Origin of the sequence: Scardovia wiggsiae F0424 (assembly GCF_000269605.1) — a bacterium.
Taxonomy (GTDB): domain Bacteria; phylum Actinomycetota; class Actinomycetes; order Actinomycetales; family Bifidobacteriaceae; genus Scardovia; species Scardovia wiggsiae.
This window is the reverse complement of sequence record NZ_AKCI01000001.1, coordinates 1,111,208-1,137,582: the sequence shown is the minus strand read 5'-3', so window position 1 is coordinate 1,137,582 and position 26,375 is coordinate 1,111,208. Positions and strand designations below refer to the sequence as shown.

Genomic DNA, 26,375 nt, shown 5'->3' with positions numbered 1-26,375 from the left:
AGAGTAAAGACACATGGAAGCTAAAGCAATTGCCCGTCATGTTCGTGTGACACCGCGCAAGGCTCGCCGCATGGTCGACCTCATCCGAGGCAAGAAAGCGGCCGAAGCTATTACTATCCTCAAGTTTGCTCCGCAGGATGCATCTGTCCCAGTACGCAAGGTACTGGAGAGCGCAGTTGCCAATGCCCGCGTACTTGCGGATAAGAATAACACCCCATTGCGCGAGAATGAACTGATCGTTAAAGAAACATATGTTGATGAGGGTGTAACCCTGAAGCGTTTCCGTGCCCGTGCACAGGGGCGCGCAGGCCGCATCAACAAGCGCACCAGCCACATTACGGTTGTAGTCGCCGACAAGGAAGGAGCCCGGTAATGGGACAAAAAGTTAACCCGTTTGGCTACCGCCTCGGCGTAACTGAATCGCATCGCAGCAAGTGGTTCTCCGATTCCACCAAGAAGGGGGAGCGTTACCGCGATTTCGTTCTTGAGGATGACAAGATCCGCAAGGAGATGGAAAAGGACCTTGAGCGCGCAGGCGTATCCCGCGTGGTCATTGAGCGCACCCGTGACCGCGTCCGTGTGGATATCCATACGGCACGGCCGGGCATCGTTATCGGCCGGCGCGGTGCTGAAGCAGACCGCGTCCGCGCCAAGCTGGAGAAGATCACCGGCAAGCAGGTCCAGCTCAATATCTTCGAAGTCAAGAATGCTGCTATCGATGCCCAGCTTGTTGCACAGAGCATCGCTGAGCAGCTTACTAACCGAGTGACATTCCGCCGTGCTATGCGCAAGGCCCAGCAGGATGCTATGCGTGCGGGTGCCCGCGGTATCCGCATCAAGCTGTCAGGCCGCCTTGGCGGCGCTGAAATGAGCCGTTCCGAGTTCTACCGTGAAGGCCGTGTCCCTCTGCAGACCCTGCGTGCGCTTATTGATTATGGCTTCTTTGAAGCGCATACAACATATGGGCGTATTGGCGTCAAGGTATGGATATACAAGGGCGATATGACCGAGCGTGAATTCGAAGAGCAGCAGGCTCAGCAGAATAACCGTTCCCGCCGCGGCGGCAATGGCCGCCCGCGCCGCTCCGGCCGTGGCGCCGGCAGGCCGCAGCAGCAGAATGCTCAGGGTGCAGCGCCTCAGGCGCAGCAGGCCGGACAGCCTGCCGAGCAGGCTCCTGCCGCCCAAGAAGCAGAAGTAAAGGAGTAAACGAATGCTTATTCCAAAAAGAGTAAAGTACCGTAAGCAGCAGCGGCCTGGCCGCCGTGGCATGTCTAAGGGCGGTAACGAGATCAACTTCGGTGATTTCGGTATCCAGGCTCTTGCTCCTGCATATGTGACCAACCGTCAGATCGAAGCTGCGCGTATTGCAATGACACGTTATATCAAGCGCGGCGGCCGTGTATGGATCACTATCTTCCCTGACCGTCCGCTCACCAAGCATCCTCTGGGATCCCGAATGGGGTCCGGCAAGGGTGCCCCTGAATTCTGGATCGCCAATGTGCATCCCGGACGCGTTATGTTTGAAATTTCGGGTGTCTCGGAAGAGGTAGCACGCGAAGCGCTTCGCAGGGCAGTCGATAAGCTGCCTATGAAGTGCAGGATAATCGCACGTGAAGGCGGTAATAACTAATGGCTATCGGTACTCCTGATTATAGTATTAAGAATCTGAACGAGAAGACTGATGCTGAGATCAAAGAATCCATCAGCAAGTCCAAGGAAGAGCTTTTCAACCTGCGCTTCCAGAAGGCAACGAGTCAGCTCGAGAACAGCTCACGTATCAGGGCTGTAAAAACCGACATTGCTCGCATGTATACGGTTTTGCGTGAGCGTGAGCTTGGTATTACCCAGGCTCCGGAAGAAACAAGCGGAAAGGCTGAGAAATAAATATGGCTGAAAAGCTTGAGCGTAATGAGCGCAAAGTTCGCCGCGGATATGTCGTGTCCGATGCAATGGACAAGACCATAACCGTGTCGCTGGAACAGCGTTCTACCCACCCCCTTTATGGTAAGGTCGTGCGTAGCAACCGTAGTGTTAAGGCCCATGATGAGAATAATGAGGCGCATGTTGGCGACCTTGTTACAATTATGGAGACCAGGCCTTTGAGCAAAACAAAGCGCTGGCGTCTCAGCGCTATTGTTGAGCGTGCTAAGTAAATAAGTTCGGCAAGGCTCCTGGTACACCCCTTAGCGGTGTACCAGGAGGACCAGCTCGGCTAAGGAGAATCAATGATTCAACCAGAATCACGGCTTCATATTGCCGACAACACGGGTGCCAAGGAGATCCTGGCTATCCGCGTGCTCGGCGGATCGAAGCGACGCTATGCCGGCATCGGCGACATCATTGTCGCTTCCGTCAAGGATGCAATCCCTGGCGGGTCGGTCAAGAAGGGCGATGTGGTGAAAGCTGTCGTCGTCCGCACAGTAAAGGAACACCGTCGTAAAGACGGCTCATATATCAAGTTCGATGAGAATGCCGCTGTTATTCTTGGCAACGGCCGCGAACCTCGTGGGACCCGTATCTTCGGACCGGTCGGACGTGAATTGCGCGACAGGCGTTTCATGAAGATCGTGTCTCTTGCTCCGGAGGTGATCTGATGGTAGCCAAGATCAAGAAGAACGACCAGGTGAAGGTTATCCGCGGCAAGGACCGCGGTGCTGAAGGCAAAGTCCTCCGTGTACTGCCGGATAACAGGCTTATTGTCGAGGGCGTTCAAATCGTAAAGAAGCATGTCCGTGCTACACAGCAGGGCCAGGAGTCCGGGATCATTTCCGTTGAGGCTCCTATCCACCGCTCCAACGTGATGGTTATTGACCCTGAAAGCGGCAAGCCTACCCGCGTTGGTGTCAAGGTAACTGAAGAAGCACGTGACGGTAAGGTAAAGCGCGTACGTGTGCGCATTGCCAAAAAGTCAGGTAAGGAGCTGGCATGAGCACTACAGTAGAAGCACCAGCAGTTCCACGCCTTAAGGAGCGCTATCTCAAGGAAATCGTGCCTGAGCTGGAGAAAGAGTTCAATTACTCCAACCCCATGCAGGTAGCAGGCCTTGAGAAGATCGTAGTTTCCATGGGGGTCGGGGCTGCAGCCCGCGATTCCAAACTCATCGAAGGCGCGATCCGTGACCTTACCCTTATCACAGGGCAGAAACCGAAGGTAACGCATGCAAAGAAGTCTGTCGCACAGTTCCATCTGCGCGAAGGCCAGGCTATCGGCGCATTCGTGACTTTGCGCGGCGACCGTATGTGGGAATTCCTTGACCGCCTCCTGACGCTTGCTCTTCCCCGTATCCGTGATTTCCGCGGTATCAGCAGCGAGCAGTTTGACGGCAACGGGAATTATAATTTCGGGTTGACTGAGCAGTCCATGTTCCATGAGATCGATCCGGATTCCATTGACCACCGCCGTGGTATGGATATTACAGTCGTTACGAACACCAAGGAAGATGAGGAAGCCAGGTCGCTTCTGAAGCACCTCGGATTCCCGTTCAAGGAGAACTAAAATGGCAAAAACCGCTCTGAAGAATAAGGCGGCCCGTAAGCCTAAGTTCGCTGTGCGTGGATACACGCGCTGCCAGGTGTGCGGACGCCCCCATTCCGTTTATCGTAAATTCGGCCTCTGCCGTGTATGCCTGCGTGAAAAGGCACACCGCGGCGAGCTCCCAGGCGTTACGAAGTCCAGTTGGTAAATATCGACGCTGAAGGTCCGCGGCCAGGCATTGTTTGTGCCGGGCGGCGGAAACCACGGCGAGGAAGGGCATAAGCCCAAATGACAATGACAGATCCAATCGCAGATATGCTTACACGTCTGCGTAATGCGAGTGCGGCAAAACATGAGACTGTGGACATGCCATACTCGAAATTCAAGGCACATATTGCTGAGATCCTTAAGCGCGAAGGCTACATTTCAGGCTTCGAAGCTAAGGAAGCGCGCGTAGGACAGACACTTGAGATCACTCTCAAGTATGGTTCCCGCGGCGAGCAGAGCATCAACGGCATCAAGCGGGTTTCCAAGCCCGGCCTGCGCCGTTACGCAAAATCCGACGCTTTGCCTATGCCTCTCGGAGGCCTTGGTATTGCTATCATATCTACAAGCGCCGGCCTGATGACCCAGAAGGAATGCCTCGACAGGGGCATTGGCGGCGAAATCGTTGCCTACGTGTGGTAAGGAGGAGCATAGATGGCATCACATATTGGTAAGCTCCCCATCACCATCCCGGCTGGGGTAGAAGTAAAGGTTGACGGGACTGTAGTTACTGCCAAAGGCCCTAAGGGGACAGACAGCTATACTCTTCCCGAAGGCATTACCCTGAAAATTGACGGCAGCGAGATCACTGTAGAAGCAGCTGATGACCAGCGCCCGACCCGTGCACGGCACGGCCTGAGCCGTTCCATCCTCGCTTCCATCGTTAAAGGCGTTCATGAAGGATTCAGCAAGCGCCTGATGATCGTCGGAACCGGTTACCGTGCTGCTGCCAAGGGCAAGGGCATCGAGTTCTCTCTCGGCTATTCGCATACTATTACTGTGAACCCGCCCGAGGGGATAGAATTTGAGCTCCCGAATCCTAATGAGGTTATCGTTAAGGGTACTGATAAACAGGCAGTTGGACAGGTTGCTGCGAATATCCGCAAGCTTCGTGCCCCTGAACCGTACAAGGGCAAGGGCATCAAGTATGATGATGAACGCATCATCCGCAAGGCAGGAAAGGCTGGTAAGTAATGGCAGTCACTATTATCGGTAAAGGTAAAAAGATATCCCGCCTGCGTCGCCATGCCCGGCTTCGCAAGAAGATCACGGGCACACCTGAGCGCCCACGTCTTGTAGTTACCCGTACGAACCGCAATATGATCGCACAGATCGTTGACGATACCAAAGGGGTCACCCTGGTAAGCGAGTCTACACTGGCTAATGATTTCGGCGAATTCAAAGGTACTAAGACTGAAGCTGCTAAGAAAGTTGGCGAATTGCTGGCTAAGAAGGCGAAGGATGCAGGTATCACTGCAGTAGTCTTCGATCGTGGCGGAAATAAATACCATGGTCGCGTCGCAGCTGTTGCGGACGGCGCCCGTGAAGGAGGTTTGCAGCTGTGAGCGATGATCAGACTGTAAAAGAAACCGAAGAGGTTGTGGACGCACACAATACCGGTGAGGCTTCTGCGGCTGCCGCTGATGGGGCCACAGAGGCTTCAGGCGAGCGCAGGTCATCCCGCCGCGGCGGGCGTGGCCGCGGTGAACGCCGCTCGCGACGTGACCGCGATGATAACCGTGATGAACTTATGGACCGCGTAGTTACTATCCGCCGTGTGTCAAAGACTAATAAGGGCGGCCGGACTATGAGTTTCGCTGCGCTTGTTGTTGTCGGCGACGGCAAGGGTACTGTTGGCGTAGGCTACGGGAAGTCCCGCGAGGTCCCTTCAGCTATTGCTAAGGGGCAGCTTGAGGCTAAAAAGCATATGTTCACAGTCCCGCGGCTGCGCGGCACTATCCCGCACCCGATTATCGGGCATGAATCGGCAGGTACTGTGCTCCTCCGCCCTGCGGCGCCAGGTACTGGTGTTATTGCAGGCGGTGCAGTGCGTGCTGTCCTTGAGTGCGCAGGTATCACCGATATCCTGAGCAAGACTATGGGCTCCGGCAATTCTATCAATACAGTCCGTGCAACGGTTTCTGCACTGAAGAACCTCGAAGAGCCGCAGGAAGTTGCTGCGCGCCGCAACATGACCCTTCAGGAAGTCGCCCCTGACCGCCTGCTTCGTGACCAGGCTGCAGGGATCGACGAAGAGCGCAAAGCCCGTGAGGAAGCCCAGGCGGCAAAAGCAGCGAAGGACGGTGAGTAATGCCTACCAAGAAGAAACAGATTAAGATTACTTTGAAAAAGGGTCTTGCTGGTTCTCAGCAGTATCAGAAGGACTGTGTCCGTACACTCGGCCTCCATAAGATCGGGCAGAGCACCGTACGCGAAGACAATCCTAATGTCCGCGGTGTTATTAGCAAGGTAGCCCACCTGGTAACAGTTGAGGAGGCGTAACCATGGCTAAAGAACAAGAAGTAGATATCCTCCAGATGCATGACCTGCGTCCGGCACCGGGTGCGAAAAAAGCCCGCACACGTGTCGGCCGCGGCGAAGGCTCAAAGGGCAAGACCTCCGGGCGCGGTACCAAGGGTACAAAGGCGCGTTATCAGGTGCGCCCAGGTTTTGAAGGCGGCCAGCTTCCGCTGTACATGCGCCTTCCCAAGCTGCGCGGCTTCAGGAACCCTTTCAAGGTAGAGTTCCAGGTCGTTAATCTTGATAAAGTTGCTGAGCTTTTCCCCAAGGGCGGCGAAGTCACTGTCGAAGCACTTGTTGAAAAAGGCGCAGTGCGCAGGAACCGTCCGGTGAAGGTTCTCGGAACCGGCGATATCAGCGCTGCCTATACATTCAAGGGTGTCAGAGCTTCCGCATCCGCTGTGAAGAAAATCGAAGCAGCCGGCGGTTCTGTTGAAGCTGAATAAGATGCTTCGCAGAAATATGCCGGGAATCTTGCTGTATATCGTATAAGCAGGAGTATTGGCCCTCTCAATGCCTATGTTGTTGAGAGGGTCTTATGTTTTTTGTATAATGTGCAACTAGTGTGTTTGTGAAAAGCTGTAGAAAGCAGTAGCTAAGAGGAGGCCAAGTGAGAACTCTCATTCGGGCATTAAAAACTAGGGAATTACGCAATAAGATCCTTTTCGTGATCTTCCTGATCATCATATTCCGTATAGGCTCCTCCATACCTACTCCAGGCGTTGACTATACAGCAGTAAGGGCCTGCACCACCCTGCAGCAGGCTAACCCGACCGAGAATTTCGTAGGGCTGGTCAACCTTTTCTCGGGCGGCGCCCTGCTCCAGCTGTCTATTTTTGCGCTGGGCATTATGCCGTATATTACGGCGTCAATAGTTATCCAGCTGCTGCGCGTAGTTATACCGCGTTTTGAAGAGCTTCATAAGGAGGGGCAGTCAGGGGAGGCAAAGCTTACTGAATATACGCGGTACCTGACTATCGGGCTTGCTGTACTGCAGTCCACGACTATCCTGGTCACAGCCCGCTCCGGGCAGCTGTTCGCCGGCCGCTGCAACCGCCAGGTGATCCCGGACGGGTCTATCGGCAATCTCAGCATGATGGTCCTTATTATGACCGGTGCAACAGGCCTTATTATGTGGATGGCGGAGCTCATCACCGATAAAGGGATCGGCAACGGCATGTCCATCCTGATCTTTACGTCTATCTGCTCCAGCTTCCTGCCGCAGCTGTGGAATGTCGGCATCAAGGGGCAGTGGGTACAGTTCGGCATTGTTGTAGCCGTTATCATCTTTATCCTTATTTTTGTAGATTACGTTGAACTTATGCAGCGCCGTATCCCGGTACAGTACACGCGGCGTATGATCGGACGGAAAATGTACGGCGGCACGTCCACCTATCTGCCTATCAAAGTGAATATGGCAGGTGTTATCCCGCCGATTTTCGCTTCCTCGATTTTGGCTCTCCCGACGCTGGTAGCCCAGTTCTTTGACCCGAAGTCAAAGTGGGTCATGTGGGTCAATTCCAATTTCGCCAACACCACGAGTACCTGGTATATTGCCCTTTACTCGCTGATGATCATATTCTTTACTTTCTTCTATACCGGCATTATTTTCAATACGGATGAGACTGCTGACAATATGAAGGAATACGGCGGGTTCATCCCCGGTATCCGCGCAGGCAGGGCCACATCCCAGTATCTGAAGTATGTGGTAGACAGATTGAACACGGTAGGCGCATTCTATCTGCTGTTCGTCTGCCTGGTCCCGACAGTGCTGATCATGGCACTCCAGCTGAATTCCAGGCTTCCGTTCGGAGGTACAACCATCCTGATTATCGCCGGTGTCGGCCTTGATACACTCCGCCAGGCGGCTGCCCAGACAGAGCAGTTCCAGTATGAAGGGTTCCTGCTTAAAGCGGATGAAGAAAGTGCAAAAGCTGAACTGAACGATTAAGATGTGAACAGGAAAGTGGTTTTGGCTGCATGCTGAAACCGCTTTTGTCAATATGCCGTGCTGGGCATAACAGATGGGCGCGGCGGAAGTCCGCAGTGCACAGCAGTGCCATACCAGTACCGGCACAGGAATGAAAGGAAAATTATGCGTCTTCTTATCATGGGCCCCCAGGGCGTCGGGAAAGGCACCCAGGCGGCTTTGCTTGCAGAGCACTACAATATCCCGGCTGTTTCAACAGGGGATATTTTCCGCTATAACCTTAAAAACCAGACTGAGCTGGGCAGGCAGGCACAGCTTTATATCGACAAGGGTGAGCTTGTCCCCGATGAGGTGACTAATTCCATTATCAAAGACCGGCTGGCCCAGGATGATGCTTCCCATGGGTGGATTCTCGACGGATATCCGCGTAATGCTGCCCAGGTGGAAGCCCTTGATTCCATCCTTTCCGAGCTGGGGATCACCCTTGACAGGGTCATTGCCCTTAATGCCGATCATGATGTCCTTATGGAGCGTATGCTGAAGCGCGCCGAGATCGAAGGCCGTGCAGATGATACCCCTGAGGTCATCGCAAAAAGGCTTGATATATATGCCAGGGAAACAGAACCGCTGCTGGATATCTACCGCCAGCGCGGGCTCCTGCTCACAGTTGACGGCGTGGGCGAGATCAGCGGCATCAGCAGGGATATCATAACCGAGCTTGATAAATAGCGGCCATCCTTCCTGCCCCTTCTGTACGGTCCGTGATATATTGGAACCGGATATTTTACAGTAACAGTAAACCAGGATTGGAGCTAAGATGGGAGCTGTCAGCCGCAGGCGGTTAGGGAAAGCAGCACTTGTTGCACTGGCCGCATCTGTAATAGTCACACTGGTCGGGTGTATCTTCCTTTTTGTGCGCGCAAGAAGCGCCAGCGCCTCAAACAGCGATATGACCTATACCAATATGGATTATACGGCGCATATACAGTCGAACGGCGATCTGAAAGTCACCGAGTATGTGACCGTCAAACTCAAAGACCGCGGGAGGACCTGGCGGCAGCTGTTCCAGCACTTCACATTAGACAGCACCCAGGCTAATGATATTACTGATATATCGGTAAGCAGCGTTACCGATAACAAGGTATACAGTGAGAAATCCTATTCAGATACTGATACGAACCGGATCAGCACCGTAACGTGGGACAGTGAGGCTGCAAACTCGTGGTATATCGCAAAAACTACCTCCGGCGGGACCCCCTACGGTGATTACCATTCGTCTGAAGATGCTCCTGCTGTAAGCGCACCGGGCTCCACCCCGCTGACCACGGAAGTAGAACTGGGTTGGAATATACCGGTCACCACAAGCGGGGAATACACATATAAGCTGGAGATGACGTTCAAAAACGCAGTTTCCCAGTACAAGGATGCGGCAAAATTCCAGTGGTCAGTTATCGATGATAAGAACTCCCTTCCCGTGAAGCATGTGCAGGGGCATTTCTATTTCCCGGAGGGGACGGCGAAGTCATGGGCGTGGTACCATTTTGAAGGCAAATCGGCAAAACATCGGGGTGAAGACAATTCCCTGGTCTTTACTGCAGAGAATGTACATCCATACCAGTACCTGGATATCGTGGCTATGTACCAGAACCCTCATGCTGAATGCCGGCGCATATCTGACAGCAGCACCGTCCGGCAGACTATCTCCAGGGAAACTAATTCTGAGAACAGATATAACGAGAACAGGCGGCGTGAAGCTGTCCTGACGCTTGTTATGCTTGGGGCTGCGGCTGTGCTGGCAGTTTTCCTCTCACTCGCCTGTGTTATTGCAGCTTTCATTACGTTCCGCAAAAACAGGTATACGCCGACAGGGGATTATTACCGTGATCTGCCCCCTGTAAGCCCGTCCCTGGCAGCCCGTATTTATGATGACCTTGCAGACTATACGGGAGAATCGGCCAAAGGCAAGACCCGCAGCCGCCAGGTCTCAGCCCTGATGCTGTCCCTGGTATCGAAGAAGGCTATTGCGGTATACCCTGGGACTCCCTCAGTGTACGCAAACCTGGATCTGGGCACGGCATCGAATGCAGATATTGCGCAGGCATTCGCAGGGAATGAAAAGTCGGCGGCCAAAGGAACATTTACTTTCCATCTGCTGCCGGCTGCAACGGATCCGGACAGCACAGCGTGGGCAAGCCTTAACCTGAGCAAAACAGAAAATGCCCTTTTGAAAATACTGTATAAGGCATCTAAAAAGCTGCGCACTGATACTTTTTCCAGCGGCGAGCTGAAGGCTGCCATCAGTGCCCATGATGTTGATAACGGTACGCTCAGGCGGTTCAATTCTTCGCTGACTTCGGAGTATGCATCCGCACGGATCAAAAGTACAGGAGGCACGGCTGGCCTTGCTGCGCTGTGCATAATACTCGGCCTGGCCGGGTTCATTGAGATATTCGTCCTGTCACAGCTTTTCGCTCCATTTGCTTACTATGTTGTCGCAGGGATGGTCTCGCTGTTTTTCGCTGTTTTCGCATATCAGTACGGGAATATCAGGAAACCCACCCAGAAAGGGGAGGGATATCTCAGGCAGATCGAAGGGCTGCGGAATTATCTGCGCGATTTCAGCAACTTCAAGGACCGTTCGGTTGAAGATATGGTCCTGTGGGACAGGTATCTCGTTTATGCCGCTGCTTTCGGCATGACTGAGGCAGTGCTCAGGCAGCTGCGCGATGAGATCAGCGCTTTCACCTCTTCCGGGCAGCTTTCTGACGCTGCGGCTATGGACGCGATATCTACCCGGTGGCTCTGGATGCCGGGGTATGCATGGTACGGATACTACGGCGGCGGATCTTCCGGCACAATGTTTGGGGGCCAGGGCGCGCCCGATATGTCAGGGTTCGCTAATGATCTGGGGTCAGCAGGTTTCGGCGGCCTCGGCGATTTTGCTTCTGCGTTCGGCGACAGCCTCGGCAGCGTAGGGGATACGATCTCGGATGCTATCCAGACTATCGACAGCACATCAGGATCAGGGTCTTCCGGATTCGGGTCAGGCGGCTGGTCCTCAGGAGGGTTCTCCGGCGGAGGCGGATTCGGAGGCGGCGGAGGCGGCGGAGGCGGCGGTTCCTTCGGCGGCCGCTGACCGGATAGCAGGTGTGCTGTACTATAGGTAAATATAATCCGACTCATTGAAAGGTAATAGGTGTGATAATGAGTACAGGCTTAATTATTGGGATTGTAGTGGTGGTTATTGTGGTCGCCATTATCCTGTGGGCAATAAGCGGCTACAATAACCTTGTTGCCCTGCGCAACCGTGTAAAGAATGGCTGGGCCCAGATTGACGTCCAGCTTAAGCAGCGGGCGGATCTGATCCCTAATCTTGTTGCAACTGTCCAGGGATATGCTTCACATGAATCTTCAGTTTTTGAAGAGGTGACCAGGGCGCGGGCGGGCGTGCGCGATGCCGTGGCCAGCGGCAATGTCAACCAGCGCGCAGCTGCAGAGACTGCGCTTGGCCGTGCTATTGTCAATGTCCTCGCAACTGCTGAAAATTATCCGGAGCTTAAGGCGAATCAGAATTTCCTTGACCTGCAGAACAAGCTTTCCGAGCTTGAGCAGAAGATTGCTTATGCCCGCCAGTTCTATAATGATGTTGTTATGAAGTACAATACACGGCTGGAAGTTTTCCCGTCCAATATTATTGCCGGGATGTTCCATTTTGAGAAGGCCGACAGCTTCTCCGTTACTGAGGCCAGGGACCGTGAAGTGCCGCAGGTCAGCTTCAATACCGGCAGCACACCGGATGCCTCCGATACCCCTGGCGCAGGGGATCCCCCTGCAGCTGCAGCTCCGGATGGTACTCCCTCAGCTCCTGCCGCCCCCTCGCCCTCGGCGCAGTAATAGCAGATAATCGGAGCCTGGCATCCCCGGCTTGGGCACAGCGGCGAATCGCAGTAACATGCAGTTCGTCGCTTTATTATGTTATTATACTTGTTTGGTGTGTTTTCATATAGGGAACGCATAGTAATTCATAACGAGGAAAACGAGATATATGGCGAAAAATGATGTGATTGAGGTTGAAGGCCGGGTCATTGAGGCTCTGCCGAATGCTATGTTCCGTGTGGAACTTGAGAACAAGCACATCGTACTGGCTACTATTTCCGGAAAGATGCGCAAGAATTATATCCGCATCCTTCCGCAGGATCGTGTGGTGCTGGAAATGAGCCCTTACGACCTGACTCGTGGACGTATTACGTACCGATACAAGTAATTTATTACGCATGTACGCAGTACACAGGTAATACAAGAAAAAGGAAAGCCATGAAGGTTAGTCCAAGTGTAAAGCGGATCTGCGAGAAATGCCGCGTTATCCGCCGCCACGGCCGCGTCATGGTGATCTGTGAAAACCCGCGTCATAAGCAGCGTCAGGGCTAGCAGACACAGCGGCACAGTAAGGCACCTGGCCACAGCAGAAGCTGAACCCTAAGTACGGAGACTTAGGCCGCATATGCGGACGGTTAGGTGCACGATCTCCGTAGGAACAGAAGGAATCGCAATGGCACGTCTTGCCGGAGTCGACATCCCCAATGAGAAGCGCATCGAAGTGGCACTCACCTATATTTTCGGTGTAGGGCGTACTCGTGCAAAAGAGACACTCGAGGCGACTGGTGTTTCACCAGATATCCGCGTCAAAGATCTGACTGACGAGCAGCTCATTCAGCTTCGTGATTACCTTGAAGGCAATTACAAGATTGAGGGTGACCTGCGTCGTGAAATCGATGCAGATATTCGTCGTAAGATACAGATCAACTGCTATCAAGGTATCCGCCACCGCAGGCATCTGCCTGTACGCGGCCAGCGTACAAAAACAAATGCGCGTACCCGTAAAGGTCCAAAGCGCACAGTTGCAGGTAAGAAGAAGGCTGCTTAAGCAGGAGCTTAAGAGCCGGCAGTTTATAGAAAACTATAACTGACGTAATCGCTAAAGGAAACGAGGGTTAATGGCAGCTACAAAGCAAGCCTCGCGCAAACCCCGCCGCAAGGACCGCAAGTCGGTACCTGTTGGCCAGGCGCATATTAAATCAACATTTAACAATACGATCATCTCTATCACCGATCCGTCCGGTGCAGTTGTATCCTGGGCATCCGGCGGTGATGTAGGTTTCAAGGGCTCGCGTAAGTCTACGCCTTACGCAGCGGGTATGGCTGCAGAAGCGGCAGCCCGTAAGGCACAGGAACATGGCGTCAAGAAGGTTGACGTTTTCGTTAAGGGACCGGGTTCAGGCCGTGAAACCGCGATCCGTTCCCTGCAGTCTGCAGGTCTGGAGGTCGGTTCCATTACTGACCGTACACCTCAGGCATTCAATGGCGTTCGCCCTCCGAAGCGTCGCCGCGTCTGAAGCACTAAGACGTAGAAATACCATCCAACCCGCATTGATTGGTACGTGCACAGCCAATCTAGCTGAAAGGATATAACGTGCTTATTGCACAGCGTCCGTCACTTACTGAGGAACAAATTACCCCGCAGCGTTCACGCTTTACGATTGAGCCGCTGGAGCCGGGCTTTGGGTACACACTGGGTAACTCATTGCGCCGTACTCTTTTGAGCTCTATCCCTGGGGCAGCAGTGACATCAGTCCGTCTTACCGGGGCGCTCCACGAGTTTACAACTCTGCCGGGTGTCAAAGAAGACGTTACTGAAATTCTTTTGAATATTAAAGAACTGGTACTCACCTCTGAATACGACGAACCAGTCGTTATGTATCTCCGCAAAAGCGGCGAGGGCGAAGCGACAGCGGCAGATATTACGCCTCCTGCAGGCGTAGTGATTGCAAACCCTGACCTTCACATTGCAACCCTTGCTGAAGACGGCGAACTTGAGGTTGAGTTCACAGTGGAGCGTGGCCGCGGATACGTGCCCGCTCAGATGAATAAGCAGGAAAACGATGAGATCGGCCGTATCCCGGTTGATTCCATTTATTCCCCCGTGCTTAAGGTGAGCTATAAGGTAGAGGCTACCCGTGTGGAGCAGCGTACCGATTTTGACAGGCTCATCGTGGATGTAGAGACGAAGCCGGCCATCACACCCCGTGATGCTGTCGCTTCTGCCGGTTCTACGCTCGTTGAGCTGTTCGGGCTGTTCCATGAGCTTAATAACCAGGCTGAGGGTGTTGAAATCGGTGCGGCACCGGTGGTTGAAGAGGCTGATCCTCAGATGGAGGTCCCTATTGAGGACCTTAACCTCACTCAGCGCTCTTATAACTGCCTGAAGCGTGAAGGCATCCACACCATTGGCGAACTGGTCAAACGTTCCGAACAGGATCTGCTTGACATCCGCAATTTCGGTCAGAAGTCTATTGACGAGGTCAAAGACAAGCTTACCAGTATGGGGCTTTCTTTGAAGCAGTCGCCGTTGGGGCTTGACCAGATAGATCTTAACGACGGCAATTTCTTCAGCCCTGAAGATATCTGAACCCGTAAGATCATTAATGTAAGAACCGAGCAGATGTTCGGGCTGATGCCCACCTGCCTCGGAAAGGAGAATTATGCCACAACCAAAGAAAGGGCCGCGCCTGGCTTCAAGCCCGGCACATGAACGCCTGATGCTGGCAAACATGGCTACAAGCCTGTATGAACACGGCCAGATTAAAACTACCCTGCCGAAGGCAAAGCGTTTGCGTCCGCTTGCGGAACGCCTTATCACCTTCGCCAAGCGTGGTGATCTGAATTCGCGCCGCCGTGTGCTTCGCATTGTCCGCAATAAATCAGTGGTCCACAAGCTGTTCACTGAGATCGCCCAGCAGATGGAGCAGCGTGAAGGCGGTTACACCCGCATCATTAAGATTGCTCCGCGCCAGGGAGACTCAGCCCCGATGGCTGTTATTGAGCTTGTTACAGAGTCGGTATCCGCCAGGAAAGCTGCGGTGAAGGAAGCTGAAGCGGCTGCAAAGTCTGCTGCGAAGCTCCCTGAGGACACTGGGGAAGCTGACAAAGCCAAGGAAGGGCCTGAGGCCGGAGCTGAAACTTCTGCAGCAGAAAAGGCAGATGCCAAGGTGTCCGATAAAACCGCCGAGGCTGCAGGCACAAAGCCGGCGGCTAAGAAGCCCGCTGCTAAAAAGGCTGATAAAGCTGACGATGCAGCTAAGAAGGAAACTTCTGCCGAAAAACCGTCTGCCGCGAAACCTGCGGCCAAAAAGGCAGCTTCCGCGAAGAAGCCTGCTGCAAAACCTGCGGCTAAAAAGGATACGGAAAAATCTGATGCTGGCAGCGAGGCTGATAAGAAGGACAATAAATAAATCCCTTCTCTGGCCGGATGCCATAAAACCGGTTTAGAACAAAAGCCCGGGATCAATACCCCGGGTTTTTGTTATATATACCCGGGAGCCAGGCTGCGCTGTATTCCCGGGATTCTCGGACGCATATGGAAAGATATGGGGTATGAGACTGCGGATAGATTGTGCATATGACGGTACCGATTTTCATGGGTGGGCGAAACAGCGGGGCCAGCGCACTGTGCAGGGGGAACTGGAAACAGCTGTCAATACAGTGCTCCATCTGGACAGGGCGGGGCAGCCGGGTATCGGGCTTACCGTTGCAGGGCGGACAGATGCCGGGGTGCATGCATCCGGGCAGGTATGCCACTGTGATATTGATGATGATATCCTTGGCCGTGCTGTTGGGCATCTGGACCGCAGCCTGTACGCACCGTGGGATGCACTCGCATACCGTCTGCAGGGGATACTTCCGCCTGATATCGCGGTCAGGAAAATATCTCCCGCCCCCGAAGGCTTTGATGCGCGGTTTTCTGCCTCCGACCGCGTATATGTATACCGTGTGGCAGACAGCGCGTCCCGGTATGACCCCCGGATGCGGAAGTTCGTCCTGCCGATCCGCTGCAGGCTTGACAGCAAGAAAATGAATAAAGCAATGGGATATGCTGTCGGCCTGCATGATTTCGGCTCTTTCGCTTCACCGAACCCGGGCGGCACAACTATCCGGGAAGTCAAATTTGCCGTGTGGCAGCGTATAAAACCTGCCGTCCTGGCGGATTCCGTATACCATGGAGAGGCCCGGCCGGGCCTGACACGGGCTGTCGGCTCAGAGCCGGAGGGCAAGGGCGCAGAAGGCACAGAGGAGGCGGCCAGCGCGTATGCCGTTACGGCGGTGGAATCCGGTTTGCTTGAATTTACCGTTATTGCCGATGCTTTTGCGCGGAATATGGTCCGTTCGCTGGTCAATGCCAGCATCCAGATAGGGATGGGCAAAAAGGATACGGCATGGTTCAGGCAGAAACTTGCCCATCCTGTGCGTGAAGGGGCGACCGGTCCTGCCCCCGCTTGCGGCCTCACCCTTGAACGGGTGAACTATCCGGCGGAAAACCTGCTGAAGGCAAGGGCTGATGCGGTCCGGGCCAGGCGCACGCTGGCCTGAATGATGCCGGAGGCAGTACACAGCACGTTTTATGATATGCGGGAGGAAAGTATAGGGCAATAGTGCCGGCATAACAGCTCATGCGCTATAGATGCAGTACAGGCGGTCCATTCAGGACAGGGCAGGTTATATGAACAGCAGCAGTGTTCTCAGTGCGCGCACTATATCTAAAGAGTTCAACGCACATTATGCAGTTTCCGGGATGGATCTGGATATCGTCCCGGGGCGCATCCTTGGGCTTCTTGGCCCTAATGGGGCTGGTAAAAGCACAACCTTGCGCATGATGTGCGGACTGATAGCCCCCACCTCGGGGACGGTAGCATTCAAAGGGAAACCCCTTGACAAATGGGGGAGCAGCCTGTATTCACATCTGTCATGCGTACTTGAAGATTCATCTTTGACATATATGTTCCTCAGCGGCTGGGATAACCTGTACTACCAGGGCGCTTTGTACGGTTTCTCGCATAAGGAAGTGAAAGGGCGGTCCGTCAGCCTTATGGATTCCCTGAAACTGACAGAGCATATGGATAAGCCTGTAGGCGACTGGTCGCGCGGGACCCAGCAGAAACTGGCGCTGGTCACTGCCATGATCCCGCAGCCTGAGGTGCTTATCCTTGATGAACCTACACTTGGGCTGGACGTAGTCGCCAAGCGCGATTTCCTGAGGGCTGTCAGGCAGCTGGCCCAGCATGGTGTGGGGATCATTATTGCTTCGCACCAGTCTGAGGTGATAGAAGACCTCGCTGATGATATTGTCCTGATTTCACAAGGCACAGTAAGATGGTCGGGGGACTATCAGGAATTTATCCGTACCCACAGCCCTTCTGGGGTATCCGGCGGCAGCGGGGGAGCCGGGGGACGGACGCTTGAACAGATACTCCTGGATATTTTTGACAATGATGGCAATATCAATGACATGGAAGGGGAGGACGGAAGATAATGCGTAAATTCGCGCTGCTGCTGGCTGCGGAATTCCACCGTTACGGGTGTGAAACAAGGAAATATCTGAGCAATTATATTTCCGGCCTTGTCCTGACGGGGATGCTTATAGCCATGTTTGCTTTATCGACAGATGCCAGATCGAACCCCGCAGCATGGGCCGGCTATTTCCTGTGGGCCTCAGCATCAACAATGATTACCGAGGCGAGCATATCGATCTCGACAGATAAGCAGGACGGCACGTTCACCCAGCTTATGCTCAGGCCTGTGTCGCTGCTCAGGCAGATTATTGTGAAAACTCTCACATGGGTGCTGGCCTCAGTTATGATCGACGCAGTATTTATCGCAGTGCTGTTCGCGGTGCTGCGTATCCCCATGGGCCTGAACTGGAGCAGTGCCGGGCTGATAATCATTATTTTATGCGGTCTGTTCGGTTTCACCCTTATTGCTGCGGCCCTCACTGTGGTCTATACGAGGACGCAGGCGTATTCGGACCTGTTTACGTATGTGCTGATGTTCCTGTCGGGGATAGTGGTGCCGCTGGATGCCCTGCCTGCACCGGTAATTTGGATAGGGCGCGTACTGCCGCTCCAGTATGGCTACCAGCTTGTGCAGGAATCATTCTCATCCGGCATATCTGCTGCACAGTGGCTGGCTGCTGCCGCTCAGAGTGCTGCCTATATACTTATCGGATATGCCCTGTTTACCGTTATTATCCGGCACGGCAGAAAAACAGGGATCAATATGCGGTACTGACATTCCGGGGACCAGTGAAGTTGTGAGGGTGTGGCATAATAGTATGTCGTGCCGTGCAGCCGTTGGGGCTGCGGCAGTATTTGGATGATTGTCCGAGCGGTCGAAGGAGCACGACTCGAAATCGTGTGAGGCTCAATACCTCCGAGAGTTCGAATCTCTCATCATCCGCACGTATGCTGTGGGCCGCGGCATCAGCCGGGGTCCACAGCAGTGTTTATATATAGCCAGGGCTACGCTGCCCTCTTTTCCCCGGAGCATAAAACCCCGCGGGATCTTGACTGGTCTGCATGCTCTGCTAGTATTGTTATGTTTTGAGAAGTGTCATATTGCGGGCACTCTCGCTTACGCCCGCGATGAAGTATATAGCGGCTCGTCGCCTGCGTTTGCAAATAGGTAATCAGAAATACAGTAAACGAAGGAATATCCTTGGCTGCGAAGAAGAAACAAAGTGCTGCGGCTCCTTTTGCCCATGCCGATGAGCATGATATTGAGCTCCGTAAAGCAACTGATCGCATTAATTTTGGATCTATCCGCGAACCTATCTCTGTCCCCGACCTCCTGGGGGTGCAGACGAACAGTTTCGACTGGCTGGTAGGCAATGAGCGCTGGAAGAAATGTGTTGAAGAAGATGAGAAAAACGGTACGTATACCGTTGGGCATATCTCCGGCCTGCAGGAAGTTTTCGATGAGATTTCCCCGGTCGAAAACTTTGCCCAGACTATGTCCCTGACTTTCTCTGACCCCTATTTTGAAGAGCCGCGCCACACTGTCCAGGAATGCCGCGAAAAAGATCAGACGTATTCCGCCCCGCTGTATGTGAATGCGGAATTCACGAATTATGATACTGGCGAGATCAAGTCACAGACCGTTTTTATGGGTGATTTCCCGCTGATGACCAAGCACGGCACCTTTATTATCGGTGGGACCGAGCGCGTTATCGTATCCCAGCTGGTACGTTCCCCGGGTGTTTACTTTGGCCGTACCCCTGACAGGACATCGGATAAGGAAGTTTTCGATGCGAAGATTATCCCGAGCCGCGGCGCATGGCTCGAGTTCGAGATAGACAAGCGTGATGTGCTCGGCGTCCGTATTGACCGCAAGCGCAAGCAGTCTGCTGTAGTCTTCCTTCAGGCTATAGGCATGACCCGCAGTGAGATCGCCGAGGCTTTCAAAGATTATCCGCTGGTCATGGAGGCACTGTCCAAGGAGCCTGAGATCACACAGGACCAGGCCCTGACTGAGCTTTACCGCCGTATCCGCCCGGGGGACACAGCTACCCCTGAAGCCGGGCGTAATCTTCTGGAGTCCTTCTATTTCAACAACAAGCGTTATGATCTGGCCCGCGTTGGGCGGTACAAGATCAACCGCAAGCTTGGACTTGACACTGATTATCAGAACCGCAGCCTTACCCGCGAAGATATCCTTGCAACGATGAAATATCTCGTGACCCTGCATGACGGGAAGGATACTTTCCCCGGGCGGCGTGACGGCAAGAATATCGAGCTTGCTGTAGATACGGATGATATTGATAATTTCGGCAACCGCCGTATCCGCCAGGTGGGCGAGCTGATCCAGACACAGCTGCGTACGGGCCTGTCCCGTATGGAACGTGTAGCCCGCGAGCGTATGACGACCCAGGACCCTGAGGCGATAACCCCCCAGTCCCTTCTGAATATCCGCCCGGTAGCTGCAACTATCAAAGAGTTCTTCGGAACATCCCAGCTGTCGCAGTTCCTTGACCAGAACAACCCGCTGGCGAGCGTGACCAACAAGCGCCGCCTGTCCGCCCTCGGCCCCGGCGGTTTGTCGCGTGACCGCGCGTCTATGGAAGTGCGCGATGTCCATCCTTCCCATTTCGGGCGTATGTGCCCTATCGAATCCCCTGAAGGCCCGAATATCGGCCTTATCGGATGCCTGTCTACATTTGCGCGCATCAATCCGTTCGGTTTCATTGAGACCCCGTACCGTAAGGTCGAAAACGGGCATGTCACGAATGATGTCGTCTATATGACTGCTGACCAGGAGCATGGGCATGTTATTGCCCAGGCTAACCAGGAACTTGACGCCAACGGCGATTTCCTTACCAGGAATGCACTTGTCCGCGACGATGACGCTGAAGCAGAAGATGTGCCTGTAAACCAGGTCGATTATATGGACGTCTCGCCGCGCCAGATGGTATCCGTAGGGTCTTCGCTGATCCCGTTCCTTGAGCATGATGAAGGGCACCGCGCCCTGATGGGTGCCAACATGCAGCGCCAGGCCGTCCCGCTGGTGAAATCCGAGCGCCCGCTTGTCGGTACAGGCGGCGAATGGAGCGCAGCGGTAGATTCAGGCGATGTTGTTATCGCTGATAAGGACGGCGTAGTTACCTATGTAGCAGCTGACCTTGTCCGCACTATGAATGATGACGGTACCACATCAAGCTACAAGCTGACCAAGTTCCAGCGTTCAAACCAGATGACCTGCTACAACCAGGTACCGCTGGTTGCTAAGGGTGAGCGCGTGGAGAAAGGCTCTGTGCTTGCTGACGGCCCTGCTACTGACCAGGGTGAGATGGCGCTGGGCAAGAACCTCCTCGTTGCTTTTATGCCGTGGAACGGTTATAACTACGAAGATGCTGTGATCATCTCGCAGCGTCTGGTACGCGATGATACGCTGAGCTCGATCCATATTGAAGAGTTCGAGATCGATGCCCGCGAAACCAAGCTTGGTGCTGAAGAGATCACCCGCGACCTTCCCAACGTTTCTGAGGATGCGGTTGCTAACCTTGACGAGCGCGGGATCATCAGGATCGGCGCTGAAGTCGAGGCCGGCGATATTCTCGTAGGCAAAGTAACGCCTAAGGGCGAGACCGAGCTTACCCCTGAAGAGCGCCTGCTGCGTGCAATCTTTGGCGAGAAGAGCCGCGAAGTTCGCGATACCTCCCTGAGGGTGCCTCATGGTGAACGCGGTACTGTGATCTCCATTAAAGAGATTACCAAGGAAGAAGCCGAGGAGGAAGGCGATGAGCTGCCGACCGGCGTCAACCAGATGATCCGCGTTTATGTTGCGCAGCACCGTAAGATCACCCAGGGCGATAAACTCTCCGGGCGGCACGGGAATAAAGGTGTTATCTCCCGCATACTCCCTGAAGAAGATATGCCGTTCCTGGCGGACGGCACCCCTATTGACATTATGCTCAATCCGCTTGGTGTGCCGAGCCGAATGAACCTGGGCCAGGTGCTTGAACTCCATCTTGGATGGATCGCGCATTCCGGCTGGGATATTAGTATTGATCCGGATCTGGAAGCTGAATGGAAGAAGCATATACCCGCCGGCGCTGAAAAGGGCGGGCCTAACAGCCATGTGGCAACACCTGTTTTCGACGGTGTGCGTACAGATGCCATGCACGGCCTTCTCCACACGACGCTCCCGGACCGTGACGGCAACTATCTTGTTGGCGATGACGGCAAGGCACAGCTGTTTGACGGCCGTACAGGCGAACCTTTCCCGAAGCCTATTTCGGTGGGCTATATGTATATGCTCAAACTGCATCACCTTGTTGATGACAAGATTCATGCACGGTCCACAGGCCCGTACTCCATGATCACTCAGCAGCCGCTGGGCGGTAAAGCCCAGTTCGGCGGCCAGCGTTTCGGCGAAATGGAAGTGTGGGCGCTTGAGGCATACGGTGCGGCATATACCCTGCATGAGATGATGACCACCAAGTCCGATGATGTTGATGGCCGCGTACGCGCATATGGTTCTATTGTCAAGGGGGATAACCTCCCTCCGGCCGGGATACCTGAATCCTTCAAAGTTTTGCTTAAGGAAATGCAGTCCCTGTCCCTGAATGTTGAAGTACTGAATGCCGAAGGGCAGGTAATCGACATGAAGGAGGAAGATGACGATCCTCAATCTGAAACTGACGACCTCGGTTTCAATATCGGTGCCCGTCCGGATGCCTCCATGGCAGCGAATGACACTGTTGAAGCCGGTGAACCCGCAGGTGCAGGCTTCTGAGCCTGCCCGGCAATTTGTAAGAAAAGAATTTGGAAAACTAAGCAGACAGGATAAACAGTGCTGGACGTTAATGCATTTGATACAGTACGCATAGGCCTTGCGAGTGCCGATGATATCCGCAGCTGGAGCTACGGAGAGGTCAAGAAGCCGGAGACCATCAATTACCGGACCCTTAAGCCTGAGAAAGACGGCCTGTTCGGCGAACAGATATTCGGGCCGACCCGTGACTGGGAATGCGCCTGCGGCAAATATAAGCGGGTGCGGTTCAAGGGCATCGTGTGCGAACGCTGCGGTGTTGAAGTGACCCGTTCCCGTGTGCGCCGCGAGCGTATGGGCCATATCGAGCTGGCCGCCCCGGTAACGCATATCTGGTTCTTTAAGGGTGTGCCAAGCCGGCTCGGGTATCTGCTGGATATTTCCCCTAAAGACTTGGAGAAAGTGATTTATTTCGCCGCTTATATGGTGACAGCGGTCAATGAGGAGCAGCGCCAGCAGGATCTTCCGGACCTTCAGGCTGAGCTTGACTCGGAAGTTGAGCGCCTGAGCAACCGCCGTGACAGCGAGCTTGACAAGCGTTCCAGGAAGCTTGAAGAGGATCTCGCAGCGCTTGAGGCGGAAGATGCCGACCCAAAGGCAAAAACAAAGCTCCATACCAGTGCAGAGCGTGATCTGAAGGCGATCCGCCAGCGTTATGATGACGAGATCACCCGTATCGGCGCGGTATGGGACCGTTTCACGGCTTTGAAGCCGGGCGATATGGAAGGCGATGTAGACCTGTGGCGCGAAATGAAAGACCGTTACGGCGACTATTTCGACGGCAGCATGGGTGCAGAAGCTATAAAGAAGCGCCTTCAGGATTTCGATCTCGAAGGTGCAGCAGCCCAGCTGCGTGAAGATGTGGAAAACGGCAACGGGCAGCGCAAAGCCCGTGCCCTGAAGCGGCTGAAAGTCATTATGGCTTTCATCAACACAGGCAAGAGCCCGGCAAATATGGTCCTGGATGTTATCCCGGTCATCCCGCCGGATCTGAGGCCAATGGTCCAGCTTGACGGCGGCCGTTTCGCAACATCTGACCTTAACGACCTGTACCGCCGCGTGATCAACCGCAATAACCGTCTGAAGCGCCTTATCGAGCTTCATGCGCCGGAGATCATGCTTAATAATGAAAAGCGCATGCTCCAGGAAGCTGTTGATTCCCTCTTTGACAACGGACGCCGCGGGCGTGCCGTTACAGGCGCATCGAACCGTCCGCTCAAATCGCTTTCTGATATGCTCAAGGGCAAGCAGGGGCGTTTCCGTCAGAACCTTCTGGGCAAGCGTGTGGATTATTCCGGGCGTTCCGTGATCGTTGTGGGGCCGAGCCTGCGCATGCATCAGTGCGGCCTGCCGAAGTCTATGGCTTTGGAGCTTTTCAAGCCGTTTGTCATCAAGCGCCTTGTGGAACAGCAGTATGCACAGAATATGAAGAGCGCGAAGCGTATGGTGGACCGCGGCGATTCCGTGGTCTGGGATGTCCTTGAGGAAGTCATCTCCAACCATCCTGTACTGCTCAACCGTGCACCTACGCTGCACCGTCTGGGTATCCAGGCGTTTGAACCCGTGCTTGTTGAGGGCAAGGCTATCCATCTGCCCCCTCTGGCCTGCGCAGCATTCAACGCAGATTTCGACGGCGACCAGATGGCTGTCCACCTTCCGCTGGGTGCTGAAGCCCAGGCTGAAGCCCGCACCCTGATGCTCGGGTCGGATAATATCCTTAAGCCTGCGGACGGCCACGCTGTAACTATGCCTTCCCAGGATATGATCCTCGGGCTGTATTATCTGAGCACTGAAAAGGAAGACGCCCAGGGCCAGGGCCGTATTTTCGGGTCAATAGAAGAGGCGCGCATGGCGCTTGACCTGCATGAGATCGATATGCAGGCTAAGATACTCCTTCGCGTCGGCTCAGATTTTGTCCTCCCCGATAACTGGGAGCCGGGCGAAGTCAAGGTCAGGGACCCGCGTGAGGGTGAAAGCGATGTTGCCAGGGAAGAGCGTTTTGCAGACGGCAGCGTGCTTTTTGCCACGACCTACGGGCGTATCCTGTTCAACGGGACACTCCCTGAGGATTATCCGTATATCAACGAGCAGGTCCCTAAGGGCAGGCTGTCGTCCATAGTTGACGATATCGCTTCCAGGTATTCCACCGAGCAGGTTGCTGCAACGCTGGATGCTTTGAAGGACCTTGGGTTCACCCGTGCCCAGTGGGCAGGCGTGACTATCGCATTCTCTGATATCGTTGCCCCTTCGGAGCATAAGCAGATCGTTGACGAGTATGAAGCCCAGGCTGATAAGGTCAATGACCAGTATGCTATGGGCCTTCTTACTGAAGAAGAGCGCCGGCAGGAGCTTATCAACCTGTGGACGGAATGCACCGATAAGGTTGCTGACGCCATGCAGAATAACTTCTACCAGGATAATAATGTGAATATCATGGTCCAGTCAGGCGCCCGCGGCAACTGGATGCAGATCCGCCAGATCGCCGGTATGCGCGGCCTGGTGGCGAACCCTCGGGGCGAGATCATCCCCCGCCCGGTCAAATCCAATTACCGTGACGGGCTGTCAGTGCTTGAGTACTTCATTTCACAGCATGGTGCCCGTAAGGGCCTGGCTGATACGGCACTCCGTACGGCAGAGTCGGGATATCTGACCCGCCGTCTGGTGGATGTATCGCAGGATGTTATTGTCCGCGAAGAAGACTGCGGGACTAAGCACGGGCTTGCTGTTACTGTGGCTGAGCCTGATGAGGACGGCAACCTCCAGCTTGTCAGGAATGCTGACGGCGGTCCGTATTCACGCCTGCTGTCTGCAGATGTTGTTGACCCTTCCGACGGGAAGACGGTCCTGTACCGCCGGGATGAAGCCCTGTCCATGGATGTGCTCAAAGACCTTGTTGCCCACGGGGTGTCAAGCGTGCGCGCACGTTCCGTGCTGACCTGCGAATCTAAGCGTGGGGTCTGCGCAAAGTGCTATGGATGGTCCCTGGCAACGAACCGCCTTGTCGATGTCGGCGAAGCTGTAGGCATCGTGGCTGCGCAGTCTATCGGTGAGCCTGGTACCCAGCTGACGCTGCGGTCCTTCCACTCCGGCGGCGTTGCATCAGCATCTGATATCACCCAGGGCCTTCCGCGTGTTGCTGAGCTTTTTGAAGCCCGCACGCCGAAGGGCGAGGCGCCTATCAGCGATGTGGACGGTACCGTACATGTCGAAGATAATGAGCGGGGCCGTACTATTACGGTCACCCCGGATGAAGGCGATGAGAACTTCGAGTATAAGGTGACACGCCGTGTGCCGCTCCTTGTCAAGGATGGCGAGCATATCAGTGCAGGTACTGCGCTGATTGAGGGTTCTGTGGATCCTAAGCGCATCCTTGAGGTGCTTGGCCCGCGCGCAGCCCAGGTTTCTATCGTTGAGGGCGTCCATGATGTGTACCGTTCCCAGGGTGTGGATATCCACGATAAGCATATTGAAGTGATTGTGCACCAGATGCTCCGCCGTGCAGTTATCACCTCTCCGGGTGATACTAGGTATCTTGAGGGTGAGCTTGTTGACCGCCAGATCCTGCGCGAAACTAACCGCAAGGTTGCCGCTGAAGGCGGCCGCCCTGCTGACGGGCGCCCGGAACTTATGGGTATCACCAAGGCATCCCTGGCGACTGAATCATGGCTGTCCGCGGCTTCCTTCCAGGAAACTACCCGTGTCCTTACTGAAGCGGCGATCCAGCAGAAAGTCGATGACCTTAAGGGCCTCAAGGAGAATGTCATTATCGGTAAGCTTATCCCTGCAGGTACCGGCCTTGCGCGGTACCGCAATGCCCAGGTAGAGCCTGATAAGGCGATCCGCGACACGATCTACCCGAGCTTCGGCCTGGGCGAGGAGCCTAAGGAGCTTGAAGTCAACAGCAATGAGAGCCTGGATGGTATCGATTTTAACAGTATTGATTTCAACCAGCTCAATATCAGCGATGATTTCAATCCTGATGATTTCCTTAATGACCTTGGCGGCGGCCTGGGGCTGGACGGTACCGATCCGCTCGGTCCTGATACGGCTTCCGGCTCACCGCTCCCGGATATTACCGGGCTGCCGGATGTGAAGCCGGACAAGGAATAGCCCGGGGCGCTGGAGACAGCGTACAAGGTTATAAGTATTTAGGTAAGCATCAAGCCCGGCCGGCATTATGCTGTGCCGGGCTTCTGCATGTCCGCAGACAGCGTATAACGGGCTTCCCCCGTTTGCGCCGGGCCCTTGG

At 54.4% G+C, this 26,375-nt stretch carries 29 protein-coding genes, 1 tRNA gene and 1 pseudogene; all 31 read left to right on the top strand.

Annotated elements, in window-relative coordinates:
* Positions 1 to 13: 13 nt before the first annotated feature.
* The 31 genes and pseudogenes from rplV to HMPREF9156_RS0104945 all read left to right on the top strand — a co-directional run bounded on the left by rplV (position 14) and on the right by HMPREF9156_RS0104945 (position 26,236).
* A complete protein-coding gene (gene rplV, locus HMPREF9156_RS0105090; protein WP_007147707.1) occupies positions 14 to 373 on the top strand; it encodes a 50S ribosomal protein L22 in 360 nt (119 codons plus the stop codon).
* Positions 373 to 1,206 (top strand): 30S ribosomal protein S3, encoded by an 834-nt coding sequence (gene rpsC / locus HMPREF9156_RS0105085; RefSeq protein ID WP_007147706.1) that lies wholly within the window; start codon positions 373 to 375, stop codon positions 1,204 to 1,206. The genes rplV and rpsC overlap by 1 nt, the downstream gene beginning before the upstream one ends.
* 4 nt (positions 1,207 to 1,210) lie before the next feature.
* Entirely contained in the window at positions 1,211 to 1,630 is a 420-nt protein-coding gene (gene rplP, locus HMPREF9156_RS0105080; protein ID WP_007147705.1) for a 50S ribosomal protein L16, read from the top strand.
* Positions 1,630 to 1,884: a 50S ribosomal protein L29 gene (gene rpmC / locus HMPREF9156_RS0105075; protein ID WP_007147704.1), complete on the top strand. Its 255-nt coding sequence runs from the start codon at positions 1,630 to 1,632 to the stop codon at positions 1,882 to 1,884. The genes rplP and rpmC overlap by 1 nt, the downstream gene beginning before the upstream one ends.
* Before the next feature lie 2 nt (positions 1,885 to 1,886).
* Positions 1,887 to 2,153, top strand: a complete 267-nt coding sequence (gene rpsQ, locus HMPREF9156_RS0105070) for a 30S ribosomal protein S17 (protein WP_007147703.1) — start codon at positions 1,887 to 1,889, stop codon at positions 2,151 to 2,153.
* A gap of 72 nt (positions 2,154 to 2,225) precedes the next feature.
* Positions 2,226 to 2,594, top strand: a complete 369-nt coding sequence (gene rplN, locus HMPREF9156_RS0105065; protein WP_007147702.1) for a 50S ribosomal protein L14 — start codon at positions 2,226 to 2,228, stop codon at positions 2,592 to 2,594.
* The gene (gene rplX, locus HMPREF9156_RS0105060) at positions 2,594 to 2,929 is read left to right on the top strand and encodes a 50S ribosomal protein L24 (RefSeq protein ID WP_007147701.1); all 336 of its coding nucleotides are present in this window, start codon (positions 2,594 to 2,596) and stop codon (positions 2,927 to 2,929) included. Before rplN ends, rplX begins: the two co-directional genes overlap by 1 nt.
* Complete coding sequence (gene rplE / locus HMPREF9156_RS0105055) at positions 2,926 to 3,495, top strand: 50S ribosomal protein L5 (RefSeq protein WP_007147700.1); 570 nt, start codon at positions 2,926 to 2,928, stop codon at positions 3,493 to 3,495. Before rplX ends, rplE begins: the two co-directional genes overlap by 4 nt.
* A gap of 1 nt (position 3,496) precedes the next feature.
* A complete protein-coding gene (locus HMPREF9156_RS0105050) occupies positions 3,497 to 3,682 on the top strand; it encodes a type Z 30S ribosomal protein S14 (protein WP_007147699.1) in 186 nt (61 codons plus the stop codon).
* Between the two features lie 80 nt (positions 3,683 to 3,762).
* Entirely contained in the window at positions 3,763 to 4,161 is a 399-nt protein-coding gene (gene rpsH, locus HMPREF9156_RS0105045) for a 30S ribosomal protein S8 (RefSeq protein ID WP_007147698.1), read from the top strand.
* A 12-nt stretch (positions 4,162 to 4,173) separates the two neighbouring features.
* On the top strand, positions 4,174 to 4,713 hold the full coding sequence (gene rplF, locus HMPREF9156_RS0105040) for a 50S ribosomal protein L6 (protein WP_007147697.1): 540 nt from the start codon (positions 4,174 to 4,176) through the stop codon (positions 4,711 to 4,713).
* Positions 4,713 to 5,084 carry a 50S ribosomal protein L18 gene (rplR, locus tag HMPREF9156_RS0105035; protein WP_007147696.1) on the top strand — a complete coding sequence of 124 codons (372 nt, stop codon included), beginning with the start codon at positions 4,713 to 4,715 and terminating at the stop codon, positions 5,082 to 5,084. The genes rplF and rplR overlap by 1 nt, the downstream gene beginning before the upstream one ends.
* Complete coding sequence (gene rpsE / locus HMPREF9156_RS0105030) at positions 5,081 to 5,830, top strand: 30S ribosomal protein S5 (protein WP_007147695.1); 750 nt, start codon at positions 5,081 to 5,083, stop codon at positions 5,828 to 5,830. The genes rplR and rpsE overlap by 4 nt, the downstream gene beginning before the upstream one ends.
* Complete coding sequence (gene rpmD, locus HMPREF9156_RS0105025) at positions 5,830 to 6,021, top strand: 50S ribosomal protein L30 (RefSeq protein WP_007147694.1); 192 nt, start codon at positions 5,830 to 5,832, stop codon at positions 6,019 to 6,021. The genes rpsE and rpmD overlap by 1 nt, the downstream gene beginning before the upstream one ends.
* A gap of 2 nt (positions 6,022 to 6,023) precedes the next feature.
* Positions 6,024 to 6,485 carry a 50S ribosomal protein L15 gene (gene rplO, locus HMPREF9156_RS0105020; protein ID WP_007147693.1) on the top strand — a complete coding sequence of 154 codons (462 nt, stop codon included), beginning with the start codon at positions 6,024 to 6,026 and terminating at the stop codon, positions 6,483 to 6,485.
* A 164-nt stretch (positions 6,486 to 6,649) separates the two neighbouring features.
* Entirely contained in the window at positions 6,650 to 7,990 is a 1,341-nt protein-coding gene (gene secY, locus HMPREF9156_RS0105015; RefSeq protein ID WP_007147692.1) for a preprotein translocase subunit SecY, read from the top strand.
* Between the two features lie 144 nt (positions 7,991 to 8,134).
* Entirely contained in the window at positions 8,135 to 8,698 is a 564-nt protein-coding gene (locus HMPREF9156_RS0105010) for an adenylate kinase (protein ID WP_007147691.1), read from the top strand.
* Between the two features lie 88 nt (positions 8,699 to 8,786).
* The gene (locus HMPREF9156_RS0105005) at positions 8,787 to 11,105 is read left to right on the top strand and encodes a DUF2207 domain-containing protein (RefSeq protein ID WP_007147690.1); all 2,319 of its coding nucleotides are present in this window, start codon (positions 8,787 to 8,789) and stop codon (positions 11,103 to 11,105) included.
* A 68-nt stretch (positions 11,106 to 11,173) separates the two neighbouring features.
* Entirely contained in the window at positions 11,174 to 11,863 is a 690-nt protein-coding gene (locus tag HMPREF9156_RS0105000) for a LemA family protein (protein WP_007147689.1), read from the top strand.
* A gap of 151 nt (positions 11,864 to 12,014) precedes the next feature.
* On the top strand, positions 12,015 to 12,233 hold the full coding sequence (gene infA, locus HMPREF9156_RS0104995) for a translation initiation factor IF-1 (protein ID WP_007147688.1): 219 nt from the start codon (positions 12,015 to 12,017) through the stop codon (positions 12,231 to 12,233).
* Between the two features lie 50 nt (positions 12,234 to 12,283).
* A complete protein-coding gene (gene rpmJ, locus HMPREF9156_RS07065) occupies positions 12,284 to 12,397 on the top strand; it encodes a 50S ribosomal protein L36 (RefSeq protein WP_006291230.1) in 114 nt (37 codons plus the stop codon).
* 121 nt (positions 12,398 to 12,518) lie between these two features.
* Positions 12,519 to 12,893, top strand: coding sequence for a 30S ribosomal protein S13 (rpsM, locus tag HMPREF9156_RS0104990; protein ID WP_007147687.1), 375 nt, complete (start codon positions 12,519 to 12,521; stop codon positions 12,891 to 12,893).
* Positions 12,894 to 12,963: 70 nt separating this feature from the next.
* Positions 12,964 to 13,362 (top strand): 30S ribosomal protein S11, encoded by a 399-nt coding sequence (rpsK, locus tag HMPREF9156_RS0104985; protein ID WP_007147686.1) that lies wholly within the window; start codon positions 12,964 to 12,966, stop codon positions 13,360 to 13,362.
* Between the two features lie 77 nt (positions 13,363 to 13,439).
* Entirely contained in the window at positions 13,440 to 14,435 is a 996-nt protein-coding gene (locus HMPREF9156_RS0104980; protein WP_007147685.1) for a DNA-directed RNA polymerase subunit alpha, read from the top strand.
* A 73-nt stretch (positions 14,436 to 14,508) separates the two neighbouring features.
* Positions 14,509 to 14,952 (top strand): annotated as a pseudogene (rplQ, locus tag HMPREF9156_RS07275) (50S ribosomal protein L17); the annotation flags it as partial.
* 448 nt (positions 14,953 to 15,400) lie between these two features.
* Entirely contained in the window at positions 15,401 to 16,393 is a 993-nt protein-coding gene (locus tag HMPREF9156_RS0104970; protein ID WP_007147683.1) for a tRNA pseudouridine synthase A, read from the top strand.
* A 130-nt stretch (positions 16,394 to 16,523) separates the two neighbouring features.
* On the top strand, positions 16,524 to 17,333 hold the full coding sequence (locus tag HMPREF9156_RS0104965) for an ABC transporter ATP-binding protein (RefSeq protein WP_007147682.1): 810 nt from the start codon (positions 16,524 to 16,526) through the stop codon (positions 17,331 to 17,333).
* Positions 17,333 to 18,088: an ABC transporter permease gene (locus tag HMPREF9156_RS0104960; RefSeq protein ID WP_007147681.1), complete on the top strand. Its 756-nt coding sequence runs from the start codon at positions 17,333 to 17,335 to the stop codon at positions 18,086 to 18,088. Before HMPREF9156_RS0104965 ends, HMPREF9156_RS0104960 begins: the two co-directional genes overlap by 1 nt.
* Positions 18,089 to 18,170: 82 nt before the next feature.
* Positions 18,171 to 18,256: transfer RNA gene (locus HMPREF9156_RS0104955), tRNA-Ser, on the top strand.
* 258 nt (positions 18,257 to 18,514) lie between these two features.
* A complete protein-coding gene (gene rpoB / locus HMPREF9156_RS0104950) occupies positions 18,515 to 22,090 on the top strand; it encodes a DNA-directed RNA polymerase subunit beta (RefSeq protein WP_007147680.1) in 3,576 nt (1,191 codons plus the stop codon).
* A 57-nt stretch (positions 22,091 to 22,147) separates the two neighbouring features.
* Positions 22,148 to 26,236, top strand: a complete 4,089-nt coding sequence (locus HMPREF9156_RS0104945) for a DNA-directed RNA polymerase subunit beta' (protein ID WP_007147679.1) — start codon at positions 22,148 to 22,150, stop codon at positions 26,234 to 26,236.
* Positions 26,237 to 26,375 lie beyond the last annotated feature (139 nt).

Excerpts from the sequence above, each read along its gene's own strand:
- rplN (WP_007147702.1), top strand. The coding sequence starts at position 2,226 with ATGATTCAACCAGAATCACGGCTTCATATTGCCGACAACACGGGTGCC.
- HMPREF9156_RS0105010 (WP_007147691.1), top strand. The coding sequence starts at position 8,135 with ATGCGTCTTCTTATCATGGGCCCCCAGGGCGTCGGGAAAGGCACCCAG.
- rpsH (WP_007147698.1), top strand. The coding sequence starts at position 3,763 with ATGACAATGACAGATCCAATCGCAGATATGCTTACACGTCTGCGTAAT.
- HMPREF9156_RS0104970 (WP_007147683.1), top strand. The coding sequence starts at position 15,401 with ATGAGACTGCGGATAGATTGTGCATATGACGGTACCGATTTTCATGGG.
- rplR (WP_007147696.1), top strand. The coding sequence starts at position 4,713 with ATGGCAGTCACTATTATCGGTAAAGGTAAAAAGATATCCCGCCTGCGT.
- rpsM (WP_007147687.1), top strand. The coding sequence starts at position 12,519 with ATGGCACGTCTTGCCGGAGTCGACATCCCCAATGAGAAGCGCATCGAA.
- rpsK (WP_007147686.1), top strand. The coding sequence starts at position 12,964 with ATGGCAGCTACAAAGCAAGCCTCGCGCAAACCCCGCCGCAAGGACCGC.
- HMPREF9156_RS0104965 (WP_007147682.1), top strand. The coding sequence starts at position 16,524 with ATGAACAGCAGCAGTGTTCTCAGTGCGCGCACTATATCTAAAGAGTTC.
- rplV (WP_007147707.1), top strand. The coding sequence starts at position 14 with ATGGAAGCTAAAGCAATTGCCCGTCATGTTCGTGTGACACCGCGCAAG.
- rplX (WP_007147701.1), top strand. The coding sequence starts at position 2,594 with ATGGTAGCCAAGATCAAGAAGAACGACCAGGTGAAGGTTATCCGCGGC.
- rpmD (WP_007147694.1), top strand. The coding sequence starts at position 5,830 with ATGCCTACCAAGAAGAAACAGATTAAGATTACTTTGAAAAAGGGTCTT.
- rplE (WP_007147700.1), top strand. The coding sequence starts at position 2,926 with ATGAGCACTACAGTAGAAGCACCAGCAGTTCCACGCCTTAAGGAGCGC.
- rpsC (WP_007147706.1), top strand. The coding sequence starts at position 373 with ATGGGACAAAAAGTTAACCCGTTTGGCTACCGCCTCGGCGTAACTGAA.
- rpsQ (WP_007147703.1), top strand. The coding sequence starts at position 1,887 with ATGGCTGAAAAGCTTGAGCGTAATGAGCGCAAAGTTCGCCGCGGATAT.
- rplF (WP_007147697.1), top strand. The coding sequence starts at position 4,174 with ATGGCATCACATATTGGTAAGCTCCCCATCACCATCCCGGCTGGGGTA.
- HMPREF9156_RS0104960 (WP_007147681.1), top strand. The coding sequence starts at position 17,333 with ATGCGTAAATTCGCGCTGCTGCTGGCTGCGGAATTCCACCGTTACGGG.
- infA (WP_007147688.1), top strand. The coding sequence starts at position 12,015 with ATGGCGAAAAATGATGTGATTGAGGTTGAAGGCCGGGTCATTGAGGCT.
- rplP (WP_007147705.1), top strand. The coding sequence starts at position 1,211 with ATGCTTATTCCAAAAAGAGTAAAGTACCGTAAGCAGCAGCGGCCTGGC.
- rpmJ (WP_006291230.1), top strand. The coding sequence starts at position 12,284 with ATGAAGGTTAGTCCAAGTGTAAAGCGGATCTGCGAGAAATGCCGCGTT.
- HMPREF9156_RS0105050 (WP_007147699.1), top strand. The coding sequence starts at position 3,497 with ATGGCAAAAACCGCTCTGAAGAATAAGGCGGCCCGTAAGCCTAAGTTC.
- HMPREF9156_RS0105005 (WP_007147690.1), top strand. The coding sequence starts at position 8,787 with ATGGGAGCTGTCAGCCGCAGGCGGTTAGGGAAAGCAGCACTTGTTGCA.
- rpmC (WP_007147704.1), top strand. The coding sequence starts at position 1,630 with ATGGCTATCGGTACTCCTGATTATAGTATTAAGAATCTGAACGAGAAG.
- rplO (WP_007147693.1), top strand. The coding sequence starts at position 6,024 with ATGGCTAAAGAACAAGAAGTAGATATCCTCCAGATGCATGACCTGCGT.
- HMPREF9156_RS0105000 (WP_007147689.1), top strand. The coding sequence starts at position 11,174 with ATGAGTACAGGCTTAATTATTGGGATTGTAGTGGTGGTTATTGTGGTC.